The organism is Actibacterium sp. EMB200-NS6 (assembly GCF_001305615.1).
Classification (GTDB): Bacteria; Pseudomonadota; Alphaproteobacteria; order Rhodobacterales; family Rhodobacteraceae; genus Actibacterium_A; species Actibacterium_A naphthalenivorans.
The window spans coordinates 1,696,078-1,717,964 of record NZ_CP010869.1; the positions used below are offsets into that span (position 1 = coordinate 1,696,078).

Below are 21,887 nucleotides of genomic sequence, written 5' to 3' on the forward strand. Positions count from 1 at the left end.
GGCGCCCCGCATATCGGGTTGCGCCGGGATTTGCCATCGCCCGGCGCGCCGTTTCGCGGAAATTGTCGGGGTTATTCGGAATTCAGGACGCGGTCGGCCAGCACTGCCGCCGAGGTGCGGTTGTCGACACCCATCTTCTGAAACACCTGTTCGAGGTGCTTGTTCACCGTGCGTGCGCTGAGCGACAGGATCTGGCCGATGTCGCGGTTGGTCTTGCCGCGTGTCAGCCAGAACAGCACCTCGGCCTCGCGATCCGTCAGCTCGAAGCTGCGGGCCAGCGCGGCCTCGTTGCTTTCGCCGCTGCCAGATTGCAGCTTGATCAGCAACTCGCCCGACGACGTGGCGCCGACGAAATGCAGCACGAGGGACTGGAACTGCAGCGGGGTGATCTGCGAGATCGGCATGTTGGGCAGGGTCGTCAGCCAGGCGCGCAGCGTTGAATGGGCGGTGCCTTCGGGGCCGATCAGGTCACCCTGGGCGCTGGCCAGCGCAATGGCGTTGGGCGAGCCCCAGATCAGATGCCCCGCGCGGTCGACGGCCAGAACCGACCGGCCCGATGTATCCAGCGCGTTGCGGGCGCTCTGGATCAGCTTGGAGTTCATGACATGGATCGTGAGCCGCGCGATCAGTTCTTCGACCACCACCGGTTTCTTGATGTAATCCACGCCGCCCGACTCGAGCCCGCGCAGGATGTATTCGTGCTCCGTCAGGCCGGTCATGAAGATGATCGGCGCCGGGGTCGGGTCTGGCGGGGCCTTCAGCCGGCGGCAGGTTTCGAACCCGTCCATCCGCGGCATGACCGCATCCATCAGGATCACGTCGGGCTGCACACGGCGGGTCAGGTCGATCGCCGAGGCGCCGTCGCGCGCGACCAGAACGGTCATCCCGTTCTCTTCCAGCGCCGAGGCGACCATGCCCAGCGATTCGGGATTGTCATCGACGACCAGCGCGATGTGGCGGCTTTGGGGGTCAGGCCGCGTCATGTTGCAGCTCCCTGAGGGTCTGGGTCAGGCCCGCCATGTCGAAGACCGAGAGCTTGGCGCGCAGCCGCCCGAGTGCCGCGTCGGAGATGGTGCCGGCGGCCTCGAGCTCTGCCAGCCGGACGCGGATCGCGCTGGCGTGGCCGATTTCGGACAGTTCGATCAGATTGCCGATTTCGGCGCGTGGCAGCGGCGCGCGGGAGGCGGCGGGCTCGTCGCCGTCGTCTTCGCTGATCAGCTCCAGCTTGAGCAGGGTGCTGATGCGCAGGAACAGATCGTCGAGGTTATAGGGTTTGGCGATGAACGCGTCATAGAGCGCGGTTTCCGGGCCCGGCTTGCGCCCTTCCAGCGCGTGGCCCGAGATCATGATGATCGGGGTCGCGCGGTGGTCATGGCTGCGCAGATGCGTGGCCAGATCCCAGCCATCGCGCCCCGGCATGTCGATATCCAGGATGAAGATGTCGGGAGAGATGTCGCCCAGCATCTCCAGCGCGATTTCGGTGTTGGAGGCGACCAGTACCAGGAACCCGAGCGGCTGCAGCCAGTGTTCGACGAGGCTCAGGTGGTTCAGATCGTCATCCACCACCATGATCGTCTTGCGGGCGCCGGAATAGCCGCGCACGTTGAGGCTGGCCGGCTCATCGGCGCGCTCGCGCAGGTAGCGCGAACTGTGCGGGATCGACGGCAGCATAAGCCGCACCCGGAAGGTGCTGCCCTGGAACGGCGTGCTTTCGACCGAGATCTCGCCGCCCAGGATTTCCACCAGCAGCTTGGTGATGGTCAGGCCCAGGCCCGAGCCCTGCGCCGTGACCTGGCCGCCGCGTTCGAAGGGCTTCCATATCCGGTCAAGCTCGTGCGGGGGGATGCCGATGCCGGTGTCCGACACTTCGATCAGCGCCACCTCGTTGCGGTAGCGCACGCTCAGGCAGACCTCGCCCTTGTCGGTGTAGCGCAGGGCGTTGGACAGAAGGTTGATGATGATCTGGCGCAGCCGCTTTTCATCGAACCCCACCCATTCGGGCAGCGAGCCGCGGGTTTCCATCCGGAAATCCAGGTTCTTTTCCTTCGCGGCCTCGCTGAAGATGCTGGCGACCTGGGTCAGGAACATCCGCAGATTGATACGGTCGCGGTAGAGTTCCAGCCGTCCCGCCTCGATCTTCGAGATGTCGAGCAGCCCCTCGATCAGCCCCGCCAGATGTTCGCTGCTGCGCCGGATGGTCGAGACGGATTCGCGGCGATGGGGCGGGATTTCCGGGTCTTTCTCGAGGATCTGCGCAAAGCCGTAGATCGCGTTGAGCGGCGTGCGCAGCTCATGGCTGATCCCGGTCATGTAGCGGGTCTTGGCCAGGTTCGCGGCCTCGGCCTTTTCCTTGGCCTCCTGCAACGCCTGATCGGTGCGTTCATGGGCGCGCACCTCGCGCAGGAGGCGCTGGGTCTGCAGCTCGGTCTCGTCGCGGGCCTTGTGCTGGCTTTCGGTGGCCAGGATGAACATCCAGACCGACACGCCGATCACCACCAGAACGGTGCAGAAGATGGCCGCCAGAACCGCGTCGAACTCGGCCTTGCCCGCGTGCGAGCGGATCAGCAGCAACAGCCCGCCAAAGGCGCTCGCGATCACCGTGGTGCTGATCACGAAGACCGAGAACCGCGACATCAGCACATCGGCGACGCGGGTCGGAAACCGGTTGCGGATAAAGCCCACGGCCATGGCGCCGATCCGCGCATTGGGCTTGCAGGCGTCGCGGCACGAACTGTCGAGCGTGCAGCACAGCGAGCAGATCGGGCCGGCGTAGAACGGGCAGTTTGTCATGTCTTCCGGGTCGAACCGGTATTCGCAGACACAGCATTCCTGCAACGCGGCGGCCGGTTCCTGCGGCGCGCGCGCGATGTAGTAGCGCCCGTCGGTGTACCAGGCGATCAGCGGGGCCAAACCGAAGGCCGTCAGCAGCGCGATGAAGGACGAGAGCGATTGTGCGGTTTCCCCGGCCAGCCCGAAATGCGCCAGGAATGACAGGATGCCGGCGCAGGCCATCGCGCCGATGCCGACCGGGTTGATATCGTAGAGATGGGCGCGGCGAAACTCTATGCCGCGCGGGCTGAGGCCGAGCGGCTTGTTGACCACCAGATCGGAGACCAGCGCGCCGATCCAGGCCAGCGCCACATGGGAATAGAGCGTCAGGGTGGATTCGATGGCGTGAAACACCCCCAGCTCCATCAGCATCAGCGCGATGGCGACGTTGAACACCAGCCAGACGACGCGGCCGGGGTGGCTGTGGGTGAGGCGGGAAAAGAAGTTCGACCAGGCGATCGACCCGGCATAGGCATTGGTCACGTTGATCTTGAGCTGCGACAGGATGACGAACGTGCCGGTCAGCGCCATCACCAGCATCGGCGAGGAAAGCACCTGATCGAAGGCGGTGAAATACATGCGCGTCGGATCTCCGGCTTCGGAGGCGGGCACGCTTTCGCGCAGGGCCAGCGTTACCAGATACGACCCGGCCAGCATCTTCAGCACCCCCAGAACCGACCAGCCGGGCCCCGCCGCGATCAGCGCGGCCCACCATTTGCGCCGCTCGGCGCGGGTTTTGGGTTCGGGAAGAAAGCGCAGGAAATCGACCTGCTCGCCAATCTGGGCGATCAGTGAAAACACCACCCCCGCCGCCGCGCCCAGCATCACGAGCGTGGCGCCCTGCTTGCCCTGGCCGGTGGTGCCGGCGAAGTCTGTCCAGGTGTCGAAGTCATAGCCGACGATGCCCAGCATCGCGAAGGGCAGGATATGCAGCACCACCCACAGCGGCTGTGTCCAGGCCTGGAACGCCGAGATCTTGGAAAAACCGTTGACCACCAGCGGGATCACGATCAGTGCGCTGAGCAGATAGCCGATGAACAGCGGGATGCCGAAACAGAACTCCAGCGCCAGCGACAGGATCGCCGCCTCGAGCGCGAAGAAGATGAAGGTGAAAGAGGCATAGATCAGCGAGGTGATCGTGGAACCGATATAGCCAAAGCCGGCGCCGCGGGTCAGCAGATCGATGTCCACGCCGTAGCGCGCGGCGTAAAAGCTGATCGGCAGGCCGGTCAGGAACAAGAGCAGCCCCACCAGCATGATCGCCAGGATCGCGGTGTCAAAGCCGTAGGTCAGGGTGATGGCGCCGCCGATCGCCTCCAGCGCCAGAAACGAGATCGACCCGATCGCGGTGTTGGCCACCCGCAGCGCCGACCAGCGCCGTGCCCGCCGCGCGGTGAAGCGCAGCGCGAAATCCTCCATCGTCTCGTTGGCCACCCACCGGTTGTACCGGCGGCGCTCGAGCGTCGCACTGAATGCGATTGGCATAGGCAAGCCCCTGTTTCCCCTGGCAGGCACTCGCCACCCCGCCCGTTGCTGAAACAACGATCCGGCCGGTGACCCCTTCCCGATTGCACTGCGTCCCGAATTTATTAACGAAACTATTAAGCGTAAAAATGCGCAGCCCTATACGTCATTTGACTTATACTGCAACGCAGCATTTCCCGCAAACCTTGGCGAGAGGGGGCGCCAACCCGGCCCCCGGCATGAAACAAGGTTTCAAGGAGGCGAGATGTCTGAACCCAAATTCCCGAAAACCCTGGCGGGTCCGAGCCGCCGCGCGGTACTGGCAGGAGGGGCAGCACTGACCGCGTCGCTGTTTGCCCCCAAGCACCTGCGCGCCGCCGATTATCCCACCGCCGAAGTCAACACCACCGGCCTGGCCGTGACCGACGATACCGTCACCATCGGCATCCTGCATTCGATCACCGGCACGATGGCCATTTCCGAAACCGGATCGGTTCAGGCCGAAAAGCTCGCGATTGCGCAGATCAACGAGATGGGCGGCATTCTGGGCCGGAAAATCGAGTTCATTCAGGAAGATGGCGCATCCGATTGGCCGACCTTCGCGGAAAAGGCCAAGAAGCTTCTGGTCAGCGACAAGGTTGCATCGGTGATGGGCTGCTGGACCTCGGCCAGCCGCAAGGCGGTTCTGCCGGTGTTCGAGCAGTATAACGGCATGCTCTATTACCCGACCTTCTACGAAGGGCTCGAGCAATCGCCCAACGTGATCTACACCGGGCAAGAAGCCACGCAGCAGATCATCGCCGGCATCGACTGGGTGGCCGAGACGAAGGGTGCGAAATCCTTCTATCTGCTGGGGTCCGATTACATCTGGCCGCGCACCTCCAACAAGATCGCCCGCAAGCATATCGAAAAGCTTGGCCTGAAGGTGGTGGGCGAGGACTATTACCCGCTGGGCCACACCCAGTTCAACTCGGTCATCAACAAGATCCGCCTGAAAAAGCCCGATGTGATCTATGCGATCATCGTCGGCGGCTCGAACGTGGCGTTCTACAAGCAGCTCAAGGCCGCGGGCATCGACATGACCAAGGAAAAGCCGCTGCTGCTGACCATTTCCGTCACCGAAGACGAGATCCGCGGCATCGGCGGCGAGAATATCGAAGGCGCCTATGCCTGCATGAAGTATTTCCAGAGCCTGACGAACGAAAACAACATGGAATTCGTCAAGGCGTTCAAGGAGATGTGGGGCGAAGACATGGTGATCGGCGACGTGACCCAGGCCGCCTACCTGGGCCCGTGGCTGTGGAAAGCCGCTGTCGAGGCGGCCGGCAGCTTCGATGTGGACAAGGTGCGCGAGGCCTCTCCGGGTATCGAGCTGACGACCGCGCCGGAAGGCTATGTCAAGGTGCACGAAAACCACCACCTGTGGTCGAAGACCCGGGTCGGCCATGCCAAGGTCGATGGCCAGTACGAAGTGGTCTACGAGACCGCCGATCTGGTCGAGCCCGATCCGTTCCCCGAGGGCTATCAGTAAGCCCTGCGTCCGGCGGCCCGGGCAGGAGCGCCCGGGCCGCCACCCTTCCATCACTCACACAGCATGAACCCGGGGGTCCGCCGATGTTTTCCGACTATTCGATGAGCGAGCTTGGCGCGATCTTCGCCATGCAGGGGTTCGCGGGGCTGATCCTGTTTTCGGTCTTCGTGCTGATGGCGCTGGGGCTGGCCATCATCTTCGGCCAGATGGGCGTGATCAACATGGCCCATGGCGAATTCATGATCCTGGGCGCCTACGTCACCTATATCACCTCCAACGTCTTCTCGGATTACCTTCCCGCCCTGTTCAGCATCTATTTCTTCGTCGCGATGGTGCTGGCCTTCATCGCTTCGGGCCTGCTGGGCATGGCGGTGGAATGGGCGATGATCCGGCATCTCTACAAACGCCCGCTGGATACGCTTCTGGCCACATGGGGGCTGAGCCTGATCCTGCAGCAGGTCTATCGCTCGGTCTTCGGCGCGCGCGAGGTGGGGGTGACGATTCCCGACTGGATCATGGGATCGCTGCCGGTGACCGACATGATCGAGGTTCCGATCAACGGCATCTTCGTGATGGTGCTGGCGGTTGGCATTTCGGCCGCGATCTACATCCTCATGTATCGCTCGAGCTGGGGCAAGCAGGTGCGCGCGATCAACCAGAACAGGGTGATGGCGGGCGCGGTGGGCATCAACACCGAATGGACAGACAGGCTGACCTTCGGCATCGGCTGCGGCGTGGCGGGCGTGGCCGGCTCTGCCTTCACGATGATCGGTTCCACCGGGCCGACGGCGGGGCAGCTTTACATCGTCGACACCTTCCTGGTGGTGGTGTTCGGCGGCGCCGGCAGCCTGCTGGGCACCATCGCCAGCGCGTTCTCGATCAGTCAGGCCCAGTCGATCATGGAATTCTTCCTGTCCGGCTCCATGGCTAAGGTTCTGACCCTTCTGACGGTCGTCGGCATCCTGATGCTGCGCCCGCAGGGTCTGTTTGCCCTGAAACTCCGCAAATAAGAGGCCCCGCAGATGAGCATCGCTTCGCACCGCCTGTTTTCCCGCAATGATCTGATCGGATTTGCCGTTCTGGCCGCGATCATCTTCATCGTGCTGCCGCTGGCACTGGATACGTTCCGGCTGAACCTCTTCGGCAAGTACCTGACCTATGCGTTCGTGGCGCTGGGGCTGGTGCTGTGCTGGGGCGCGGGCGGCATTCTGAGCCTGGGGCAGGGGGTGTTCTTTGGCCTGGGCGGCTATTGCATGGCGATGTTCCTGAAGCTGGAGGCGTCGAGCCCCGAGAACACCGCCATCCAGTCCACCCCCGGCATCCCCGATTTCATGGACTGGAACCAGCTCTCGGCGCTGCCCTGGTGGTGGGAGCCGTTCCACAGCCTGACCTTTTCCATCGTCGCGGTGGTGGTCGTGCCGGTGTTCTTCGCCTTCATCATCGGGGTCGCCATGTTCCGGCGCCGGGTGGGGGGCGTGTATTTCGCCATCATCACCCAGGCCATCGCCGCGATCATGACGATCCTGATCATCGGCCAGCAGGGCTATACCGGCGGCGTCAACGGCATCACCGACCTGCGCACGCTCAAGGGCTGGGACATCCGCACCGACAGCGCCAAGGAGATCCTGTATTTCGTAAACGGCATCCTGCTGTTCGCCTGCCTGCTGGCGGCGCAATACATCCGCAAATCCAAGCTTGGTCGCATCCTGATCGCCATGCGCGATCAGGAGGACAGGGTGCGGTTTTCGGGCTATGACGTGGCCGATTTCAAGATCTTCGTCTTTTGCGTCGGCGCCGCCTTCGCCGCCATCGGTGGGGCGATGTTCACGCTTCAGGTCGGGTTCATGTCGCCCAGCTTCGTCGGCATCGTGCCGTCGATCGAGATGGTGATCTATTGCGCCGTGGGCGGGCGGCTGTCGATCCTGGGGGCGGTTTATGGCGCGCTTCTGGTCAACTGGGCGAAAACCACCTTTTCCGAAAGCTTTCCGGAATTGTGGCTGTTCGGCCTGGGCGCGCTGTTCATCGCGGTCGTGATGGCCTTCCCCAACGGTCTGGCCGGTGTCTACGCCGAGCATGTCGCCCCGCGCATCGCCCGCCTGCTGAGGCGCGGCGGGGTCGATCTGCCCGCCACGCCCGACAAAACCCCCGCCGAGTAGGAGCGTGCCATGACGATCAACAATCCGAATTTCGTGCTGATGGTCGAGGGGCTGACCGTGTCTTTCGACGGGTTCAAGGCGGTCAACGACCTGAGCTTCTATGTCGAGCCCAACGAATGCCGCGTGATCATCGGCCCCAACGGGGCAGGCAAGACCACCGTGCTCGATCTGATCTGCGGGCGCACCAAGGCGACGGCGGGTTCGGTGAACTTCAAGGGCCAGGAGCTTTTGAAGATGCGCGAGGACCAGATCGTGCATGCCGGGGTGGGCCGCAAGTTCCAGACCCCGTCGGTGTATGAGGATCTGAGCGTCTTCGAGAACCTCGAGATTTCCTATCCCAAGGGGCACAACGTGTTCGGCGCGCTGACCTTCCGCCGCGACCAGCAGGTGAAGGACCGGATCGCGGAAATCGCCGAAACGATCTTTCTGCAAGATCTGCTGGAGGAAAAGGCCGCCTATCTGAGCCATGGCCAGAAGCAATGGCTCGAGATCGGCATGCTGCTGATCCAGGACCCCGAGCTTTTGATGCTGGACGAGCCGGTGGCCGGCATGTCGGTGGCCGAGCGCAAGAAGACCGCGGCGCTGCTGAACCGGATCATCGCCGACCGTTCGGTGATCGTGATCGAGCATGACATGGGCTTTGTCGCCGATATCGCCACCCGCGTCACGGTTCTGCATCAGGGCAAGACCCTCTCCGAAGGCTCGATGGAGCGGGTGCAGAACGATCCCAAGGTCATCGAAGTTTATCTGGGCCACTGAGGAGGCGAATATGCTGAACGTACAGGAACTCCGCGCGGCCTACGGCGAATCCGAGGTGTTGCACGGGCTGGATTTCACCGTGGCCCCCGGAGAGATCGTGGCGATCATGGGCCGCAACGGCATGGGCAAGACGACGCTGATGAAAACCCTGATGGGCATCGTGCCCGCCAGATCCGGTGTCGTCAGCGTGGATGGCACGGAGATCACCGGCCTGAAATCGCATCAGCGGGTGGCCAGCGGCGTGGCCTATGTGCCGCAGGGGCGGATGATCTTTTCTGCCATGACCGTGCAGGAGAATGTCGAGACCGGGCTGACCGTCACCGGCAAGAAGAAAGTCCCCGAAAACATCTATGAGCTGTTCCCGGTGCTGCTGGAAATGAAGGGCCGGCGCGGCGGCAACCTTTCGGGCGGCCAGCAGCAGCAGCTTGCCATCGCCCGCGCGCTGGCCTCCGACCCCAAGATCCTGCTGCTGGACGAACCGACCGAAGGCATCCAGCCCAGCATCATCCGTGACATGGCCCGCACCCTGCGCCGCATCCGCGATGAGCGGGGCCTGTCGATCGTCGTTTCCGAACAGGTGCTGAGCTTCGCGCTGGACGTGGCCGACCGGGTGATGGTGATCGAAAACGGCAATTTCGTTCATGACAGCCCGCGCGCCGGCATCGACGAGGCGCGCGTTTCCAAATTCCTCTCCGTCTGACCGCCCTGAATACCCAACGAAAGGACAGAACCATGGCCGATACACTGATCTCGGTGGACCTCAGCGAAAGCCCCCTGACCAACGAGAATATCCACAACCGCTGGCATCCCGATATCCCGATTGGCGTCTGGGTCGATCCCGGCGACGAGTTCAAGATCGAAACCTATGACTGGACCGGCGGCCAGATCGCCGACAATGACGATGCGGCCGATGTGCGCGACGTGGAGCTGGAGCAGGTGCATTACCTGTCGGGGCCGATCGGTGTGACAGGGGCCGAGCCGGGCGATCTTCTGGTGGTCGAGATCCTGGACATCGGCGCGAAAGAGGAAAGCCAGTGGGGCTTCAACGGTTTCTTTTCCAAGCAGAACGGCGGCGGCTTTCTGACCGAGCATTTCCCGCAGGCGCAGAAATCCATCTGGGATTTCCACGGCATGTTCACCACATCGCGCCATGTGCCGGGGGTGAAATACGCGGGCCTTATCCACCCCGGCCTGATCGGCTGTCTGCCGGACCAGAAAATGCTGGATATGTGGAACACCCGGGAAAAGGCGCTGTTCGACACCGACCCGGACCGTATCCCCGCGCTGGCGACACTGCCCGATGGCGGCCCGACGGCGCATATGGGCCGGCTGAAGGGCGAGGCGCGCGACAAGGCCGCCGCCGAGGGCGCCCGCACCGTGCCGCCGCGCGAACATGGCGGCAACTGCGACATCAAGGATCTGTCGCGCGGGTCCAAGGTCTATTTCCCGGTCTATGTCGAGGGCGCGGGGCTGTCGATGGGCGATCTGCACTTCAGCCAGGGCGATGGCGAGATCACCTTCTGCGGCGCGATCGAAATGGCCGGATGGCTGCATCTGAAGGTCGAGCTGATCAAGGATGGCATGGCGAAATACGGGGTGAAGAACCCGATCTTCAAACCCTCGCCGATCACGCCGAAATACGATGATTTCCTGATCTTCGAGGGGATCAGCGTCGATGAGGCCGGCACCCAGCACTATCTGGACGTACATATCGCCTATCGCCAGGCCTGCCTGAACGCGATCGAGTATCTCAAGAAATTCGGCTATTCCGGCGCGCAGGCCTATGCCATCCTCGGCACCGCGCCGGTGCAGGGGCATATCTCGGGCGTGGTCGATATTCCCAATGCCTGCGCCACGCTGTGGCTGCCCACCGACATTTTCGAATGGGACATGATGCCGAACGCCGACGGGCCGGTGAAATTCCTCGACGGGTCGATCGACGTGCCGCTGGCGCCCGATCTGTGATCCGGCTTGCGGCCCCGCAGGGGGCCGCGCTTGCCCCCCTTGCCCGAAAGGAAACCCGATGCCGATCTATGAATACTGGTGCGACGATTGCGGCCCGTTCACCGCCATGGCCCCGCTGGCGCGCTATGCCGAGCCCTGCGATTGCCCGGCCTGCGCCGCCCCGGCGCCGCGGGTGCTGATGACCGCGCCGAAGCTCTCGGCGGTCAGCAGTGCCACCCGAAAGGCCCATGAAACCAATGAGCGCAGCGCCGACAGCCCGAAGAAATCGGCCCATGGGCCGGGGTGTTCATGCTGCAGCGGCGGCGCGGGGGCGAAGATCAATCCCGGCACGCTCTATCGCCCGGACGGGTCGAAAAGCTTTCCGAAGAAACGGCCCTGGATGATCTCGCACTAAAGCAACGCGGGCAGCGTCGCGCGCAGCTTGTCCATGCCGCCGGGGCGCCAGCCCAGGGCGCGGATGCGGTCGGTCTGCATCTGGCTGACCGGCGCGTCGGCGCGCGGCGGCGGGGGCGTGGTGATGCCGGTATGGGCGGCGACCAGCGCCAGCAGATCGTGCCGGTCCAGCAGGATGTCCGACAGGTTGTAGGTGCCCGGCGCGGCGCTCAGGAGGATCCGCACGGCGGCGGCCAGATCCTCGCCATGCACTTCTGTTCCGGCGCGGGGCGCGATCGGGCGGCCGGCGGCGAAATCGGCGAAAAGATTGGCCCATTTATGCGGCTGCCCCGGCCCTGCGGGGCCGTAGACCCCCGTGGCGCGCAGCACGGTCGGCGCGAAATCCGGCCCGGCCAGCCCGGCCAGCGCCTGTTCGGCCAGCCATTTCACCTCGCCGTAGAGGGTCAGGGGCCTGGGCGCCATATCCTCGGTCAGCACCGTGCCGTCAGGGTAGGAGCCATAGACCGCACGGGTGGACAGGAACAGCAGCCGTGGCACGCCGGAGGCTTTGGCGGCTTCGAACAGCGCGATCGAGCCATCCAGATTGGCGCGGGTGAACCCGTCGGGATCATCGCCTTCGCCGCCTCGGTAACGGCCGGGGATATGGGAAAAGGCACAGTGGATCACGACATCGACGCCCGACAGATCGGGCCGGTCGCCAAGGGCGAAGGGGCGATGTGTAACCGGGGCCGGGAAAAAGCCGGGGGCAGGGGCGAGACGGCTGAGAAGGATCACATCGTCCCCTGCCGCCAGCGCCTCTTCCATCAGGAACCGGCCGACGAGCCCGGCGCCGCCGGTTATGGCCAGCTTCATCGCGCGGGCTCCGGCAGATCATCCAGCGCCGGCACCGGGCCATCGCCGGCATAGGCGCGCCACAGGTCGATCAGCGGGCGCAGTTTTTCCGCCTTTTCATGATCTTGCCAGGGCTTTTCATATTGGAAATGCAGGATGCGGATGTCGGGCCAGCTCCATAAATCGGGCATGGCGAACCAGACATATTGCAGCATGTTGCAGAACACCGGCAGCCCGTGCCAATCAGGGAAATAGGCCTGAAGGAAGGTCTGATCGGTGCGCCGCCAGAAGGCGCCGGGCGCATCGAGCCGCGCCAGCATCGCGTCGAACGTGGCCTGCGACGGGCGCGCGGTGAAGACGCCGGAATTCATCCGGTGAAAATCGGCAAGGCTTTCATAGACATTGGGCGCGGCGCAGAATTCGGGATAGCTGAACAGCTTGTCGACATTCCGCAGCACCAGCGTATCGGCATCCAGAAACACCACCCGCGCGTAATCGAGCTGCCACAGCCGCAGCTTGGCGAAATTGTCCAGCGGAGTGTGAAAGCCCGGTTTGGTGCCCTTGGTGAAAGGCGCGGCGGCGTGCAGCTTTGCCTTGGCGTGGGCCTCGTTGAAGGCATCCGAGGTGGGCAGCAGATCGGTGCGCACCAGCCGCGCGCCAAGCGCCGAAAGGGGGGCGAGATCTTCGGCCGCCACCCCGCCGGTGTGCAGCACCACCAGATCGGCCGTCGTGCCGCTGAGCACCAGAGAGCGCAGCAACGCCTTTGCCCCCAACGCGAAATCCGCGTTGGTCACAAGGGTGGCATAGGCGCAATCGCCGCGCGCCGGGCCGTCCGGGTGGAGACCCGTCATGAAACGGATTTCAGCCGCTTGCCTTCGGGATCGGTTTCCACGCGCTTGGCGATGTCTTTCGTCCAGGCGCTGACGGCGGGCACGCGGCTGCGGTCGATCCGGTGGGCGTATTTCTTCGCCACCTCGACGACCTCGTCCAGCAGCCCTTCCTGCAGGGTGGTCGGATCCAGCCCCAGCGCCAGGAACTGTTCGTTCCTTACGATCAGGTCGTTGGCCTCGGCCTCTTTGCGCGGGTTGGGCAGATAGGCGACCTTGGCGCCGGTCATGCGCGCGATCATCTCGGCCAGATCGCGCACCCGGTGGGTTTCGGTCATCTGATTGAAGATCTTCACCCGGTCGCCCGCTTTGGGCGCGTCCGACAGCGCCAGCTCGATGCAGCGCACCGAATCCTGCAGGTGGATGAAGGCGCGGGTCTGACCGCCGGTGCCATGCACGGTCAGCGGATAGTCGATGGCGGCCTGGATCAGGAAGCGGTTCAGCACCGTGCCGTAATCGCCATCGTAATCGAACCGGTTGATCAGCTGTTCGTGGCGCCGCGTCTGATCGGTATGGGTGCCCCAGACGATGCCCTGATGCAGATCGGTGATGCGCACGCCGTCGTTCTGGGCGTAGAACTGAAACAGGATCTGATCGAGCGATTTGGTCATGTGATAGACCGAGCCGGGCTTGGTGGGATAGAGGATCTCCAGCCCCTTCTTCTCGCCCTCGAGGTTCTCGATCTCTACATCCAGATAGCCTTCGGGGATCGCCGCCCCGACACTGGAATAGCCGTAAACGCCCATCGTGCCCAGATGCACCAGATGCGCGTCGATGCCGGTTTCCACCATTGCCGTCAGCAGGTTATGCGTGGCGTTGACGTTGTTGTTGACGGTGTAGACCTTGTGCCGGTCGGATTTCATCGAATAGGGCGCGGCGCGCTGTTCGGCGAAATGGATGATCGCGTCGGGCTTTTCCTCGGCCAGCCACTGGCGCAGACGCTCATACTCCTTGGCGAGATCGAGCAGGTGGAAATGCAACTCGTTTCCGGTCAGGGTTTTCCAGATGCGGCAGCGTTCCTGGATCGAATCCATAGGCGTGAGCGATTGCACCCCCAGCTCGGTGTCGATCCAGCGGCGCGAGAGGTTGTCGATGATGTGGATCTCATGCCCCTGTTCAGACAGGTGAAGCGATGTGGGCCAGCCACAGAAACCGTCTCCGCCGAGTACTGCAATTTTCATGGGTCTCTCCTTTCGGATGCTGCTCTTCTTGCCCGCGGGCATGATTTTCCGTCTCCGATAAGGATGACGCATGTAAATGTCATTTGAAAGTTTTGTGTCAGGCGCCCGATTGCAAGGGCGGTGGCGGGGCTCGGCGGCGGTTTGCCGGGCGGCGGGAGGGCGGCGCGGCATTTTGCTGCGTAAAAGGGGTTGGCGAAATCACACATATTCAATTAGGCTTATGGATGGAAACGCGCCCCCTGCTGTTTGGGAGGTGCCAGCATGCGACATATCTGTTCCCGGTTCGTGGCCTTAGCGCTGACGGCGCTTGTGGCATGGGCGGGTCCGGCCGCCGCGCAGGAGGCAGAGAGCGCCGCTGACCAGAGCACGGCCGGCCAAAGCACCGCTGACCACAGCAAATTCGAGATATTGCAAAAGGAATTCACCTCCGGCCCAGAGGTGACGGCCGCCTGTCTGACCTGCCACACCGAGGCGAGCGATCAGATGATGCACTCGATCCACTGGAAATGGGAATATGACAACCCGGCGACGGGGCAGCTTCTGGGCAAGAAGAATGTGATCAACGCCTTCTGCGGCAACGTGGTGTCGAACGAGGCCCGCTGTACCAGCTGCCACACCGGCTATGGCTGGGACGATATGTCCAGCCCGCCGCCGGCCGATCCGGCACGGGTGGATTGCCTGGTGTGCCATGACACATCCGGGCAATATACCAAACTGGCCACCGGGGCAGGGCACCCGCCGATGGAGCCGAAGGGCACCACCATCACCGGAGAGCCCGCCTGGGCCGTGGATCTGGCGAAATCGGCGCAAAGCGTCGGCCTGCCGGGGCGCGAGAATTGTGGCCAGTGCCATTTCTACGGCGGCGGCGGCGACAATGTGAAACACGGCGATCTGTCATCCGCGCTTTATGAGCCGGACCGGTCGGTGGATGTGCACATGGCCTCCGACGGGCTGAATTTTCAGTGTTCCACCTGCCATGTCAGCGACAAGCATGTCTTTGCCGGAAGCCGCTACAACGTCACCGCCCATGATACCGAAGGCACCGGCCTGCCGGGCATGCGCCGCGACGTGGCCACCTGTGAAAGCTGCCATGGCAATGAACCGCACCCGGTGAACATCAAGGGCATGAAGCTGAACGACCACACCGACAAGGTGGCCTGCCAGACCTGCCACATCCCGGAATTCGCCCGCGGCGGCGTGGCCACCAAGACCAAATGGGATTGGTCCACCGCCGGCAAGCTGACGGCGGACGGTCAGCCCATGAGCATCGAGGGCTATACCCAGAGCGATGGCAAGGAGCTGCACACCTATCTTTCCATCAAGGGTGATTTCGAGTGGGGCGAGAATGTGGTGCCCTATTACAGCTGGTTCGACGGGCAGGTGGAATACACCACCGGCGATCAGACCATAGATCCGTCGCAGGTGGTCGAGGTGAACAAGATCTTCGGCGAGGCCGGGGATGGCGTTTCCCGGATCTGGCCGTTCAAGCGGATGATCGGGCGGCAGGCCTATGATTCAGAGCTGAACAGGCTGGTCTACAGCCATGTCTGGGGGCCGACGACCGACACCGCCTTCTGGACGAATTTCGACTGGGCCAAGGCGATCGACGCCGGCATGAAGGCGGCGGGGGCGGAGTATTCCGGCAAGTTCGGCTTTGTCGACACGCATATGTACTGGCCGATCACCCATATGGTGGCGCCGGCCGAGGATGCGCTGGAATGTGACGCCTGCCATGCCAGAGAGGGGCGGCTGGCCAATCTGGCCGGATTCTACATGCCGGGGCGGGATCCAATGGGGCCGGGCGGCATCCTGGGGCTGGCGATTCTGGCGCTGGCCATCGTGGGCGTCGCGGGCCATGCCGCGATCCGCCTGTTCACCGGCCGCAAGGGAGGCACCCATGAGTGAGTTGACGGAACGCAAGGTCAAGGTCTATCCGCGGTTCGAACGGTTCTGGCACTGGACACAGATGGCGCTGATCTTCGTGCTGCTGTTCACCGGGCTGGGGCTGAACGGGCTGCACGGGCTTGTTCCCTTCGGCCCGGCGGTGATGCTGCATACGATCGCCGCGCTGGCGCTGATCGTGCTGTGGGTCTTCGCGATCTTCTGGCATTTCACCACCGGCACCTGGGTGCATTACGTGCCCAGCACCAACGGGCTGTGGCAGGTCGCCAAATTCTATACCTACGGGATCTTCAAGGGCGAGCATCATCCCTACCGCAAGGCCTACTGGCGCAAGCACAACCCGCTGCAGGCACTGACCTATCTGGCGCTGAAGCTGATCCTGTTCCCGGCGATCTGGATCAGCGGGCTGATCTATCTGACCTATAACTTCTGGGAAACCACGCCCGACGCGTCGTTCTGGCTGCAGGTGGTGGCCAATCTGCATATCCTGGCCGCCTATGCCATTGCCGCCTTCGTGGTGGCGCATGTCTATCTGCTGACGGTGGGCCATTCGTTCCGCGAACATGTGCGCCCGATGATCACCGGCTATGATACCGTGGCACTGACACCCGAAGAGGTGGCCTATCTGGAGGCGGACGAACCGGCGCGGATCAAACCCTGATCCGCAAAGCAAAAGCGCCGCGAAACCGCGGCGCTTTTTGAATGTGTTCCCCGTTAGCGGGGGTCAGCGGCCCCAGGTGCGGATATCGCCGCAATCCATATGCACGAAGTTCGAGCCGGAGTATTTGCCCACCCCGCCCGCGTTACAGCTGGTGGCGGCATTGTAGATCTGGTTGACCGACCGGTTCTCAAGCCGCAGGTCCGCCGCCTGGCCCTTCATGTGCAGCGAGTTCTTGGCCACGTTGCGCGATTTGGAGCGCAGCATCGCGTTGGTCTGCGGGCTGCGATAGCCTGACAGCAGCATATAGGGCTCTGTCGTGTCCATCAGCCGGTGCGCGGCGGCCATGATATCGATCGTGCGCAGATCCATCACCTTGGCGCTGTCGACCCGCCAGTCGCGCATGAAGTGATTGATTTCCTTGGCGGCTTCCTTGATGTAGCTGCCTTCGATCCAGTAGATCGTGTTGATCCGTTCGCCCGTCCGGCCCGAATACATCGCGATGGAGCGAATGTCGCCCGCGCCGCGCAAAAGGCCGAACGCATTGGAATAGGTGGGTGCGGCTGCAACCGTGGTGGCGGCGAAAGCGCCGAGAAGGCCGCGCCGCGTGATGCCGGATGTCGAGAAGTTCATTTGTTGTGCGTCTGCCCCGTCTCTGCTCCGTCACTTATGTGCGACGTGAAAGCTGAATAATCCCCAAGCGTGTACAGTTTATGCCACAATTCGAATCTTGGGCCAAGTTGGCAATTGTTCGCCGGTCCGATTTTCAAGGGGAACCGGCAAATTCCCGCCCAATTTTCGTGTTTATGTGGATTCCGGGCCGGCGCGGATCATATGCAACAGTTGAAATTTACATTTTACGTCGCGCGAAGATGTGAGTGGACATCCGCGCGGCGCTTCGGGGTAGATGTGGTTTGCGCGCGAAACGGCGTGAAATGGAATGTGTGTGAGGGTGAATAAACCATGGTTATCGTAGCGGCACGGCCGGTCTTCGTTCGTGTTCTGGCCCTGTTGGCCTTTGTTCTGGTATCGTCCGGCGGGCTGGCGGTATCCGCCGTGGCCCAGTCGGCGGGCTTCAAGATCGCCGTGGCCGAAAGCGCCGCATCGGACAAGGATCTGGCGGAATTCTATCGCGCGCGCGATTACAAGCCGCTCTGGACATCCTCCGCCGATCGGGCCCGCCGCACCGCCTTCCTCAAGGCGCTGAGCGGGGCCGCCGATCACGGGCTTCCGGTCAAACGCTATGATGGCGATCAGCTTGCCGCCCTGTTCCGCAGCGCCAGAACCGATCAGGACCGCGGCCGCGCCGAAGTCGAGGCGAGCCGGATGTTCGTGCAATACGCGCAGGACATCCAGACCGGGGTTCTGACCCCCTCTGCCGTGGATGATGACATCAAACGCCGCCCGCCGCGCCGCGACCGTCTGGCGCAGCTCGTGGCGTTTTCGAAAAGCTCGCCGCGCGGCTATCTGCGGAACCTGACCCCGAAAAGCCCGGAATATAACCGGCTTCTGGCCGAAAAGCTGCGCCTGGAGCGGGTGCTGGGGCAGGGCGGCTGGGGCGCGGAGGTGCCGGGCACCGGCGCGCTGAAGCCCGGCGAAAACGGCGCGCGCGTGGTGGCCCTGCGCGACCGGCTGATCGCGATGGGCTATCTCAAGCGCACAGCGACCCAGACCTATGACGCCACCTTGCAAAAGGCGGTTCAGGCATTCCAGCTTGATCACGGCCTGTTCGCCGATGGCGTTGCCGGCGAGGTTACGCTGAAAGAGATCAACCAGCCCGCAAGCCTGCGCCTGCAGCAGGTCATCGTCGCGATGGAACGGGAACGCTGGATGGGGGACGATCGTGGCGGTCGGCACGTTCTGGTGAACATCACCGACTACCACGCCCGGATCATGGAAAACGACAAGGTGCTGTTCCAGACCCGCTCGGTCGTCGGCCAGAACAGCGATGATCGACGCACGCCGGAATTCTCCGACGTGATGGATCACATGATCATCAACCCGACATGGAACGTGCCGCGCTCGATCGCCACCAAGGAATACCTGCCGCTGCTCAAGAAGAACCCGCATGCGGTGAACCATCTGCGGCTGATCAATGCCAGCGGGCAGGTCGTCAGCCGCTCGGCGGTGGATTTCTCGCAGTTCAACGAGCGCAACTTTCCGTTCAACATGAAAGAGCCCCCCTCGCAGGGCAATGCGCTGGGGCTGGTGAAATTCATGTTCCCCAACCCTTACAACATCTACCTGCACGACACGCCGCAGAAATCGCTGTTCGCGCGTGAGGCGCGGGCGTTTTCGCACGGCTGCATCCGCTTGAACGATCCGTTCGATTTCGCCTATGCGCTGCTGGACGGACAGGTCGCCGACCCCGAGGCGTTTTTCCACGAAAAGCTGGAAACGCGGCGTGAAACCCAGGTCAATCTGGCGCGGCCGCTGCCGGTGCACATCATCTATCGCACGGCGCAGACCCAGCCCAAGGGCCGGGTGCAGTTCCGCCGGGATGTGTACGGGCGCGACGCCAGAATTTTCGCCGCGCTCAACCAGGCCGGGGTAGCGCTTCGGGCCGTTCGGGGCTAAGCCTCGGGCCAGACGCGCGGATTTCGGGCGCCGGTCTTGTGCCGGGGCCTGTCGGCTTGCCGCTGAAAAGGGGGTTCATGTCTTATACGATCCGGGAAATCGCCGATGCGCTTGGCGCGCGGACAGAGGGCGATGACACCCTGCCGGTCACCGGCGTGGCCGAACCGGCCGAGGCGGCCACATCCGATCTGGCGCTCGCCATGGCGCCGAAATATGCCGAAGGTCTGGCAAAGGGTCAGGCCCGCGCGGCGGTGCTGTGGGACGGCGCCGACTGGCGCGCGCTGGGGCTGGCGGCCGCGATCTTCGTGCCACGCCCGCGCTATGCGCTTTCCGGGCTGACCCGGATGCTCGACAAGGGCCCCGAAATCGCCGCCGGCATTCACCCCAGCGCGGTGATCGACCCCTCCGCACAGATCGGCGCGGGCGCCGCCATCGGCCCCTTCGTGGTGATCGGCGCGCGGGCGAGACTCGGGGCGGGGGCGCGGATCGCGTCGCATGTCAGCATCGCCGAGGATGCGGTGCTGGGCGCCGACGCTCTGTTGATGCAGGGGGTGCGCATCGGCGCGCGGGTGAAGATCGGTGACCGTTTCATCGCCCAGCCCGGCGCGGTGATCGGCGCCGACGGGCTGTCTTTCGTGACGCCGGAAAAATCCACCGTCGAAACCGTGCGCGAAAACCTGGGCCAGGTGGCGCAGGCCGCCCGGCAAAGCTGGACCCGCATCCACTCGCTCGGCTCGGTGCAGATCGGCGATGATGTCGAGGTGGGCGCCAACGCCGCCTTCGACCGCGGCACCATCCGTAACACGCGCATCGGCAACGGCTGCAAAATCGACAATCTGGTGCATCTGGCCCATAACGTGGTGGTGGGCGAGGATTGCCTTTTTGCCGCGCAGGTCGGTATCGCGGGCTCGACCACGGTAGGCGACCGGGTGGTGTTCGGCGGGCAGGTCGGGGTCAGTGACAATCTGACGATCGGCAGCGATGTGGTGGCCGGCGGGGCGACCAAGATCCTGTCGAACGTGCCTTCCGGCCGGGCGCTGCTGGGCTATCCGGCGATGAAGATGGAAAGCCAGGTACAGGCCTACAAGGACCTGCGCCGCCTGCCGCGCCTGTTCGCCCAGGTGGCGGAGCTGCAAAAAGCGGTTTCAAAGCCCGAGCAGAAAGACTAAATCAACGGCAAAGCCTGAGCGGGAGAAGCGCGCATGTCAGATACTGTAAAGGATCAGGTTCTTCGGATCATTGCCGATCAGGCCGTTCTCGAGGTGTCCGACGTGACGATGGACAGCACTCTGGAGGGGTTGGGAATCGACAGTCTGGGGCTGGTCGAGGCGATTTTCGCCATCGAAGAGGCCTTTGACATTCAGGTGCCGTTCAACGCCAACGACCCGAGCGAAAGCGATTTCGATATCTCGTCGGTGGCGGCCATCGTGACAGCGGTCGAGGGCCTCGTGGCTGAACAGAAGGCATGAAGCGCGTCGTCATTACCGGTCAGGGCACGATCAATGCGCTCGGCCATTCCGCCCCGGACACCTTCGCCGCCATGGCCGAGGGCCGCTGCGGTATCGGCGATCTGGTGATGCGCGATGTCGAACGGCTGTCGATCCGCATCGGTGGCCAGGTGCATGACTACCTGCCCGAAGAGCATTTCAACCGCCAGCAGATCGCGCTTTATGACCGGTTCACGCAGTTTGCCCTGCTGTCCGCGAAAGAGGCGATCGGCCAGTCGGGGCTGACCTTTTCGGGCGAGCTTGCGGCGCAGGCGGGCGTGGTTCTGGGCACGTCCGGCGGCGGCATGAACACGCTGGATGAAAATTACCGCAGCGTCTACGAAGAGGGCAAGAACCGCGTTCATCCCTTCGTCGTGCCGAAGCTGATGAACAATGCCGCGGCCAGCCACGTGTCGATGGAATACAATCTCAAGGGGCCGAGTTTCACGGTGGCCACCGCCTGTGCCTCGTCCAACCACGCGATGGGCCAGGCGTTTCAGCTTGTCCGTTCCGGCGCCAGCCGGGTGATGGTGACGGGCGGCACCGAAAGCATGCTGTGTTTCGGCGGCATCAAGGCCTGGGAAGGGCTGCGGGTGATGTCGAAGGATGCCTGCCGCCCGTTCTCGGCCAACCGCAACGGCATGGTTCAGGGCGAGGGCGCGGCGATTTTCGTGTTCGAGGAATACGAACATGCCAGGGCGCGCGGCGCCACGATGCTGGCCGAGGTGATCGGTTTCGCGATGACGTCGGACGCCTCCGACATCGTGATGCCCAGCAAACAGGGCGCGGCACGGGCCATCGCCGGGGCGATCCGTGACGCCGGGCTGAAGCCCGAGGATGTGGATTACATCAACGCTCATGGCACCGGCACCGCCGCCAATGACAAGACCGAATGCGCGGCGGTGGCTGATGTGTTCGGCGCCCATGCCGACCGGCTGATGATTTCCTCGACCAAGTCGATGCACGGCCACCTGATCGGCGCCACCGGCGCGGTCGAGCTTCTGGCCTGCATCATGGCGCTGCGCGACGGCATCGTGGCGCCCACGATCGGCTATGAGGAGCCGGACCCGGAATGCACGCTCGACGTGGTGCCGAACGAGGCGCGCCGGGCAGAGGTCAACGTGGCGCTGTCAAACGCCTTTGCCTTTGGCGGGCTGAACGCGGTTCTGGCGCTGCGCCGGATCTGATCGGGCGGGCAAGCCGCGACAAATGAAAACGCCGCCCTCCTTCTCGGGGGCGGCGTTCTGCATTCCGGCGGCGCGGGAGC

19 protein-coding genes are annotated in these 21,887 nt (G+C 63.6%); 13 read left to right on the top strand and 6 right to left on the bottom strand.

Annotation, left to right across the window (positions count from 1 at the left end):
• Window positions 1-71: 71 nt before the first annotated feature.
• Both TQ29_RS08325 and TQ29_RS08330 read right to left on the bottom strand, forming a co-directional pair.
• A complete protein-coding gene (locus tag TQ29_RS08325; RefSeq protein WP_054538773.1) occupies window positions 72-983 on the bottom strand; it encodes a DNA-binding response regulator in 912 nt (303 codons plus the stop codon).
• Entirely contained in the window at window positions 970-4,314 is a 3,345-nt protein-coding gene (locus tag TQ29_RS08330) for an ATP-binding protein (protein ID WP_054538774.1), read from the bottom strand. Before TQ29_RS08330 ends, TQ29_RS08325 begins: the two co-directional genes overlap by 14 nt.
• Window positions 4,315-4,558: 244 nt before the next feature.
• On the opposite strand from TQ29_RS08330, the gene urtA reads away from it, so the two are divergent.
• The 7 genes from urtA to TQ29_RS08365 all read left to right on the top strand — a co-directional run bounded on the left by urtA (window position 4,559) and on the right by TQ29_RS08365 (window position 11,098).
• The gene (urtA, locus tag TQ29_RS08335; protein ID WP_054538775.1) at window positions 4,559-5,824 is read left to right on the top strand and encodes an urea ABC transporter substrate-binding protein; all 1,266 of its coding nucleotides are present in this window, start codon (window positions 4,559-4,561) and stop codon (window positions 5,822-5,824) included.
• An 83-nt stretch (window positions 5,825-5,907) separates the two neighbouring features.
• The gene (gene urtB, locus TQ29_RS08340) at window positions 5,908-6,834 is read left to right on the top strand and encodes an urea ABC transporter permease subunit UrtB (protein WP_054538776.1); all 927 of its coding nucleotides are present in this window, start codon (window positions 5,908-5,910) and stop codon (window positions 6,832-6,834) included.
• A 12-nt stretch (window positions 6,835-6,846) separates the two neighbouring features.
• A complete protein-coding gene (gene urtC / locus TQ29_RS08345) occupies window positions 6,847-7,980 on the top strand; it encodes an urea ABC transporter permease subunit UrtC (RefSeq protein ID WP_037205400.1) in 1,134 nt (377 codons plus the stop codon).
• 9 nt (window positions 7,981-7,989) lie between these two features.
• On the top strand, window positions 7,990-8,739 hold the full coding sequence (gene urtD / locus TQ29_RS08350; RefSeq protein WP_054538777.1) for an urea ABC transporter ATP-binding protein UrtD: 750 nt from the start codon (window positions 7,990-7,992) through the stop codon (window positions 8,737-8,739).
• 10 nt (window positions 8,740-8,749) lie between these two features.
• Window positions 8,750-9,439, top strand: a complete 690-nt coding sequence (gene urtE / locus TQ29_RS08355) for an urea ABC transporter ATP-binding subunit UrtE (protein WP_037205402.1) — start codon at window positions 8,750-8,752, stop codon at window positions 9,437-9,439.
• Window positions 9,440-9,471: 32 nt separating this feature from the next.
• On the top strand, window positions 9,472-10,704 hold the full coding sequence (fmdA, locus tag TQ29_RS08360) for a formamidase (protein ID WP_054538778.1): 1,233 nt from the start codon (window positions 9,472-9,474) through the stop codon (window positions 10,702-10,704).
• 58 nt (window positions 10,705-10,762) lie between these two features.
• On the top strand, window positions 10,763-11,098 hold the full coding sequence (locus tag TQ29_RS08365) for a zinc ribbon domain-containing protein (RefSeq protein ID WP_054538779.1): 336 nt from the start codon (window positions 10,763-10,765) through the stop codon (window positions 11,096-11,098).
• Here the strand turns inward: TQ29_RS08365 and TQ29_RS08370 are convergent.
• Genes TQ29_RS08370 through TQ29_RS08380 form a run of 3 tightly spaced genes read right to left on the bottom strand, consistent with a single transcriptional unit; the run spans window position 11,095 to window position 13,996 of the window.
• Window positions 11,095-11,949 (bottom strand): NAD(P)-dependent oxidoreductase, encoded by an 855-nt coding sequence (locus tag TQ29_RS08370; protein WP_054538780.1) that lies wholly within the window; start codon window positions 11,947-11,949, stop codon window positions 11,095-11,097. The two genes, TQ29_RS08365 and TQ29_RS08370, sit on opposite strands and share 4 nt — an antisense overlap.
• Window positions 11,946-12,779: a glycosyltransferase gene (locus TQ29_RS08375; protein ID WP_054538781.1), complete on the bottom strand. Its 834-nt coding sequence runs from the start codon at window positions 12,777-12,779 to the stop codon at window positions 11,946-11,948. Before TQ29_RS08375 ends, TQ29_RS08370 begins: the two co-directional genes overlap by 4 nt.
• Entirely contained in the window at window positions 12,776-13,996 is a 1,221-nt protein-coding gene (locus TQ29_RS08380) for an NAD-dependent epimerase/dehydratase family protein (RefSeq protein WP_054538782.1), read from the bottom strand. Before TQ29_RS08380 ends, TQ29_RS08375 begins: the two co-directional genes overlap by 4 nt.
• A gap of 261 nt (window positions 13,997-14,257) precedes the next feature.
• Between TQ29_RS08380 and TQ29_RS08385 the strand changes: the two genes are divergently transcribed.
• The gene (locus TQ29_RS08385; RefSeq protein WP_054538783.1) at window positions 14,258-15,901 is read left to right on the top strand and encodes a tetrathionate reductase family octaheme c-type cytochrome; all 1,644 of its coding nucleotides are present in this window, start codon (window positions 14,258-14,260) and stop codon (window positions 15,899-15,901) included.
• Window positions 15,894-16,559, top strand: a complete 666-nt coding sequence (locus TQ29_RS08390) for a cytochrome b/b6 domain-containing protein (protein ID WP_207642701.1) — start codon at window positions 15,894-15,896, stop codon at window positions 16,557-16,559. Before TQ29_RS08385 ends, TQ29_RS08390 begins: the two co-directional genes overlap by 8 nt.
• A gap of 63 nt (window positions 16,560-16,622) precedes the next feature.
• Here the strand turns inward: TQ29_RS08390 and TQ29_RS08395 are convergent, their stop codons facing one another.
• Window positions 16,623-17,189: a DUF882 domain-containing protein gene (locus TQ29_RS08395; protein WP_054538784.1), complete on the bottom strand. Its 567-nt coding sequence runs from the start codon at window positions 17,187-17,189 to the stop codon at window positions 16,623-16,625.
• A 330-nt stretch (window positions 17,190-17,519) separates the two neighbouring features.
• On the opposite strand from TQ29_RS08395, the gene TQ29_RS08400 reads away from it, so the two are divergent.
• The 4 genes from TQ29_RS08400 (at window position 17,520) to TQ29_RS08415 (ending at window position 21,807) form a co-directional block, all read left to right on the top strand.
• Complete coding sequence (locus TQ29_RS08400) at window positions 17,520-19,133, top strand: murein L,D-transpeptidase (protein ID WP_082386579.1); 1,614 nt, start codon at window positions 17,520-17,522, stop codon at window positions 19,131-19,133.
• A 77-nt stretch (window positions 19,134-19,210) separates the two neighbouring features.
• Window positions 19,211-20,302: a UDP-3-O-(3-hydroxymyristoyl)glucosamine N-acyltransferase gene (lpxD, locus tag TQ29_RS08405; RefSeq protein WP_054538785.1), complete on the top strand. Its 1,092-nt coding sequence runs from the start codon at window positions 19,211-19,213 to the stop codon at window positions 20,300-20,302.
• Window positions 20,303-20,335: 33 nt separating this feature from the next.
• Window positions 20,336-20,602: an acyl carrier protein gene (locus TQ29_RS08410; protein WP_037205416.1), complete on the top strand. Its 267-nt coding sequence runs from the start codon at window positions 20,336-20,338 to the stop codon at window positions 20,600-20,602.
• Window positions 20,599-21,807: a beta-ketoacyl synthase gene (locus TQ29_RS08415; RefSeq protein ID WP_037205417.1), complete on the top strand. Its 1,209-nt coding sequence runs from the start codon at window positions 20,599-20,601 to the stop codon at window positions 21,805-21,807. The genes TQ29_RS08410 and TQ29_RS08415 overlap by 4 nt, the downstream gene beginning before the upstream one ends.
• Window positions 21,808-21,887: the final 80 nt, after the last annotated feature.

What these genes read in the sequence shown, in the direction of transcription:
- TQ29_RS08380 (WP_054538782.1), bottom strand. Translation starts at nt 13,996, where the DNA reads ATGAAAATTGCAGTACTCGGCGGAGACGGTTTCTGTGGCTGGCCCACA.
- lpxD (WP_054538785.1), top strand. Translation starts at nt 19,211, where the DNA reads ATGTCTTATACGATCCGGGAAATCGCCGATGCGCTTGGCGCGCGGACA.
- TQ29_RS08370 (WP_054538780.1), bottom strand. Translation starts at nt 11,949, where the DNA reads ATGAAGCTGGCCATAACCGGCGGCGCCGGGCTCGTCGGCCGGTTCCTG.
- TQ29_RS08415 (WP_037205417.1), top strand. Translation starts at nt 20,599, where the DNA reads ATGAAGCGCGTCGTCATTACCGGTCAGGGCACGATCAATGCGCTCGGC.
- urtE (WP_037205402.1), top strand. Translation starts at nt 8,750, where the DNA reads ATGCTGAACGTACAGGAACTCCGCGCGGCCTACGGCGAATCCGAGGTG.
- urtD (WP_054538777.1), top strand. Translation starts at nt 7,990, where the DNA reads ATGACGATCAACAATCCGAATTTCGTGCTGATGGTCGAGGGGCTGACC.
- urtC (WP_037205400.1), top strand. Translation starts at nt 6,847, where the DNA reads ATGAGCATCGCTTCGCACCGCCTGTTTTCCCGCAATGATCTGATCGGA.
- TQ29_RS08365 (WP_054538779.1), top strand. Translation starts at nt 10,763, where the DNA reads ATGCCGATCTATGAATACTGGTGCGACGATTGCGGCCCGTTCACCGCC.
- TQ29_RS08390 (WP_207642701.1), top strand. Translation starts at nt 15,894, where the DNA reads ATGAGTGAGTTGACGGAACGCAAGGTCAAGGTCTATCCGCGGTTCGAA.
- urtB (WP_054538776.1), top strand. Translation starts at nt 5,908, where the DNA reads ATGTTTTCCGACTATTCGATGAGCGAGCTTGGCGCGATCTTCGCCATG.
- TQ29_RS08375 (WP_054538781.1), bottom strand. Translation starts at nt 12,779, where the DNA reads ATGACGGGTCTCCACCCGGACGGCCCGGCGCGCGGCGATTGCGCCTAT.
- TQ29_RS08400 (WP_082386579.1), top strand. Translation starts at nt 17,520, where the DNA reads ATGGTTATCGTAGCGGCACGGCCGGTCTTCGTTCGTGTTCTGGCCCTG.
- TQ29_RS08330 (WP_054538774.1), bottom strand. Translation starts at nt 4,314, where the DNA reads ATGCCAATCGCATTCAGTGCGACGCTCGAGCGCCGCCGGTACAACCGG.
- fmdA (WP_054538778.1), top strand. Translation starts at nt 9,472, where the DNA reads ATGGCCGATACACTGATCTCGGTGGACCTCAGCGAAAGCCCCCTGACC.
- urtA (WP_054538775.1), top strand. Translation starts at nt 4,559, where the DNA reads ATGTCTGAACCCAAATTCCCGAAAACCCTGGCGGGTCCGAGCCGCCGC.
- TQ29_RS08325 (WP_054538773.1), bottom strand. Translation starts at nt 983, where the DNA reads ATGACGCGGCCTGACCCCCAAAGCCGCCACATCGCGCTGGTCGTCGAT.
- TQ29_RS08395 (WP_054538784.1), bottom strand. Translation starts at nt 17,189, where the DNA reads ATGAACTTCTCGACATCCGGCATCACGCGGCGCGGCCTTCTCGGCGCT.
- TQ29_RS08410 (WP_037205416.1), top strand. Translation starts at nt 20,336, where the DNA reads ATGTCAGATACTGTAAAGGATCAGGTTCTTCGGATCATTGCCGATCAG.
- TQ29_RS08385 (WP_054538783.1), top strand. Translation starts at nt 14,258, where the DNA reads ATGCGACATATCTGTTCCCGGTTCGTGGCCTTAGCGCTGACGGCGCTT.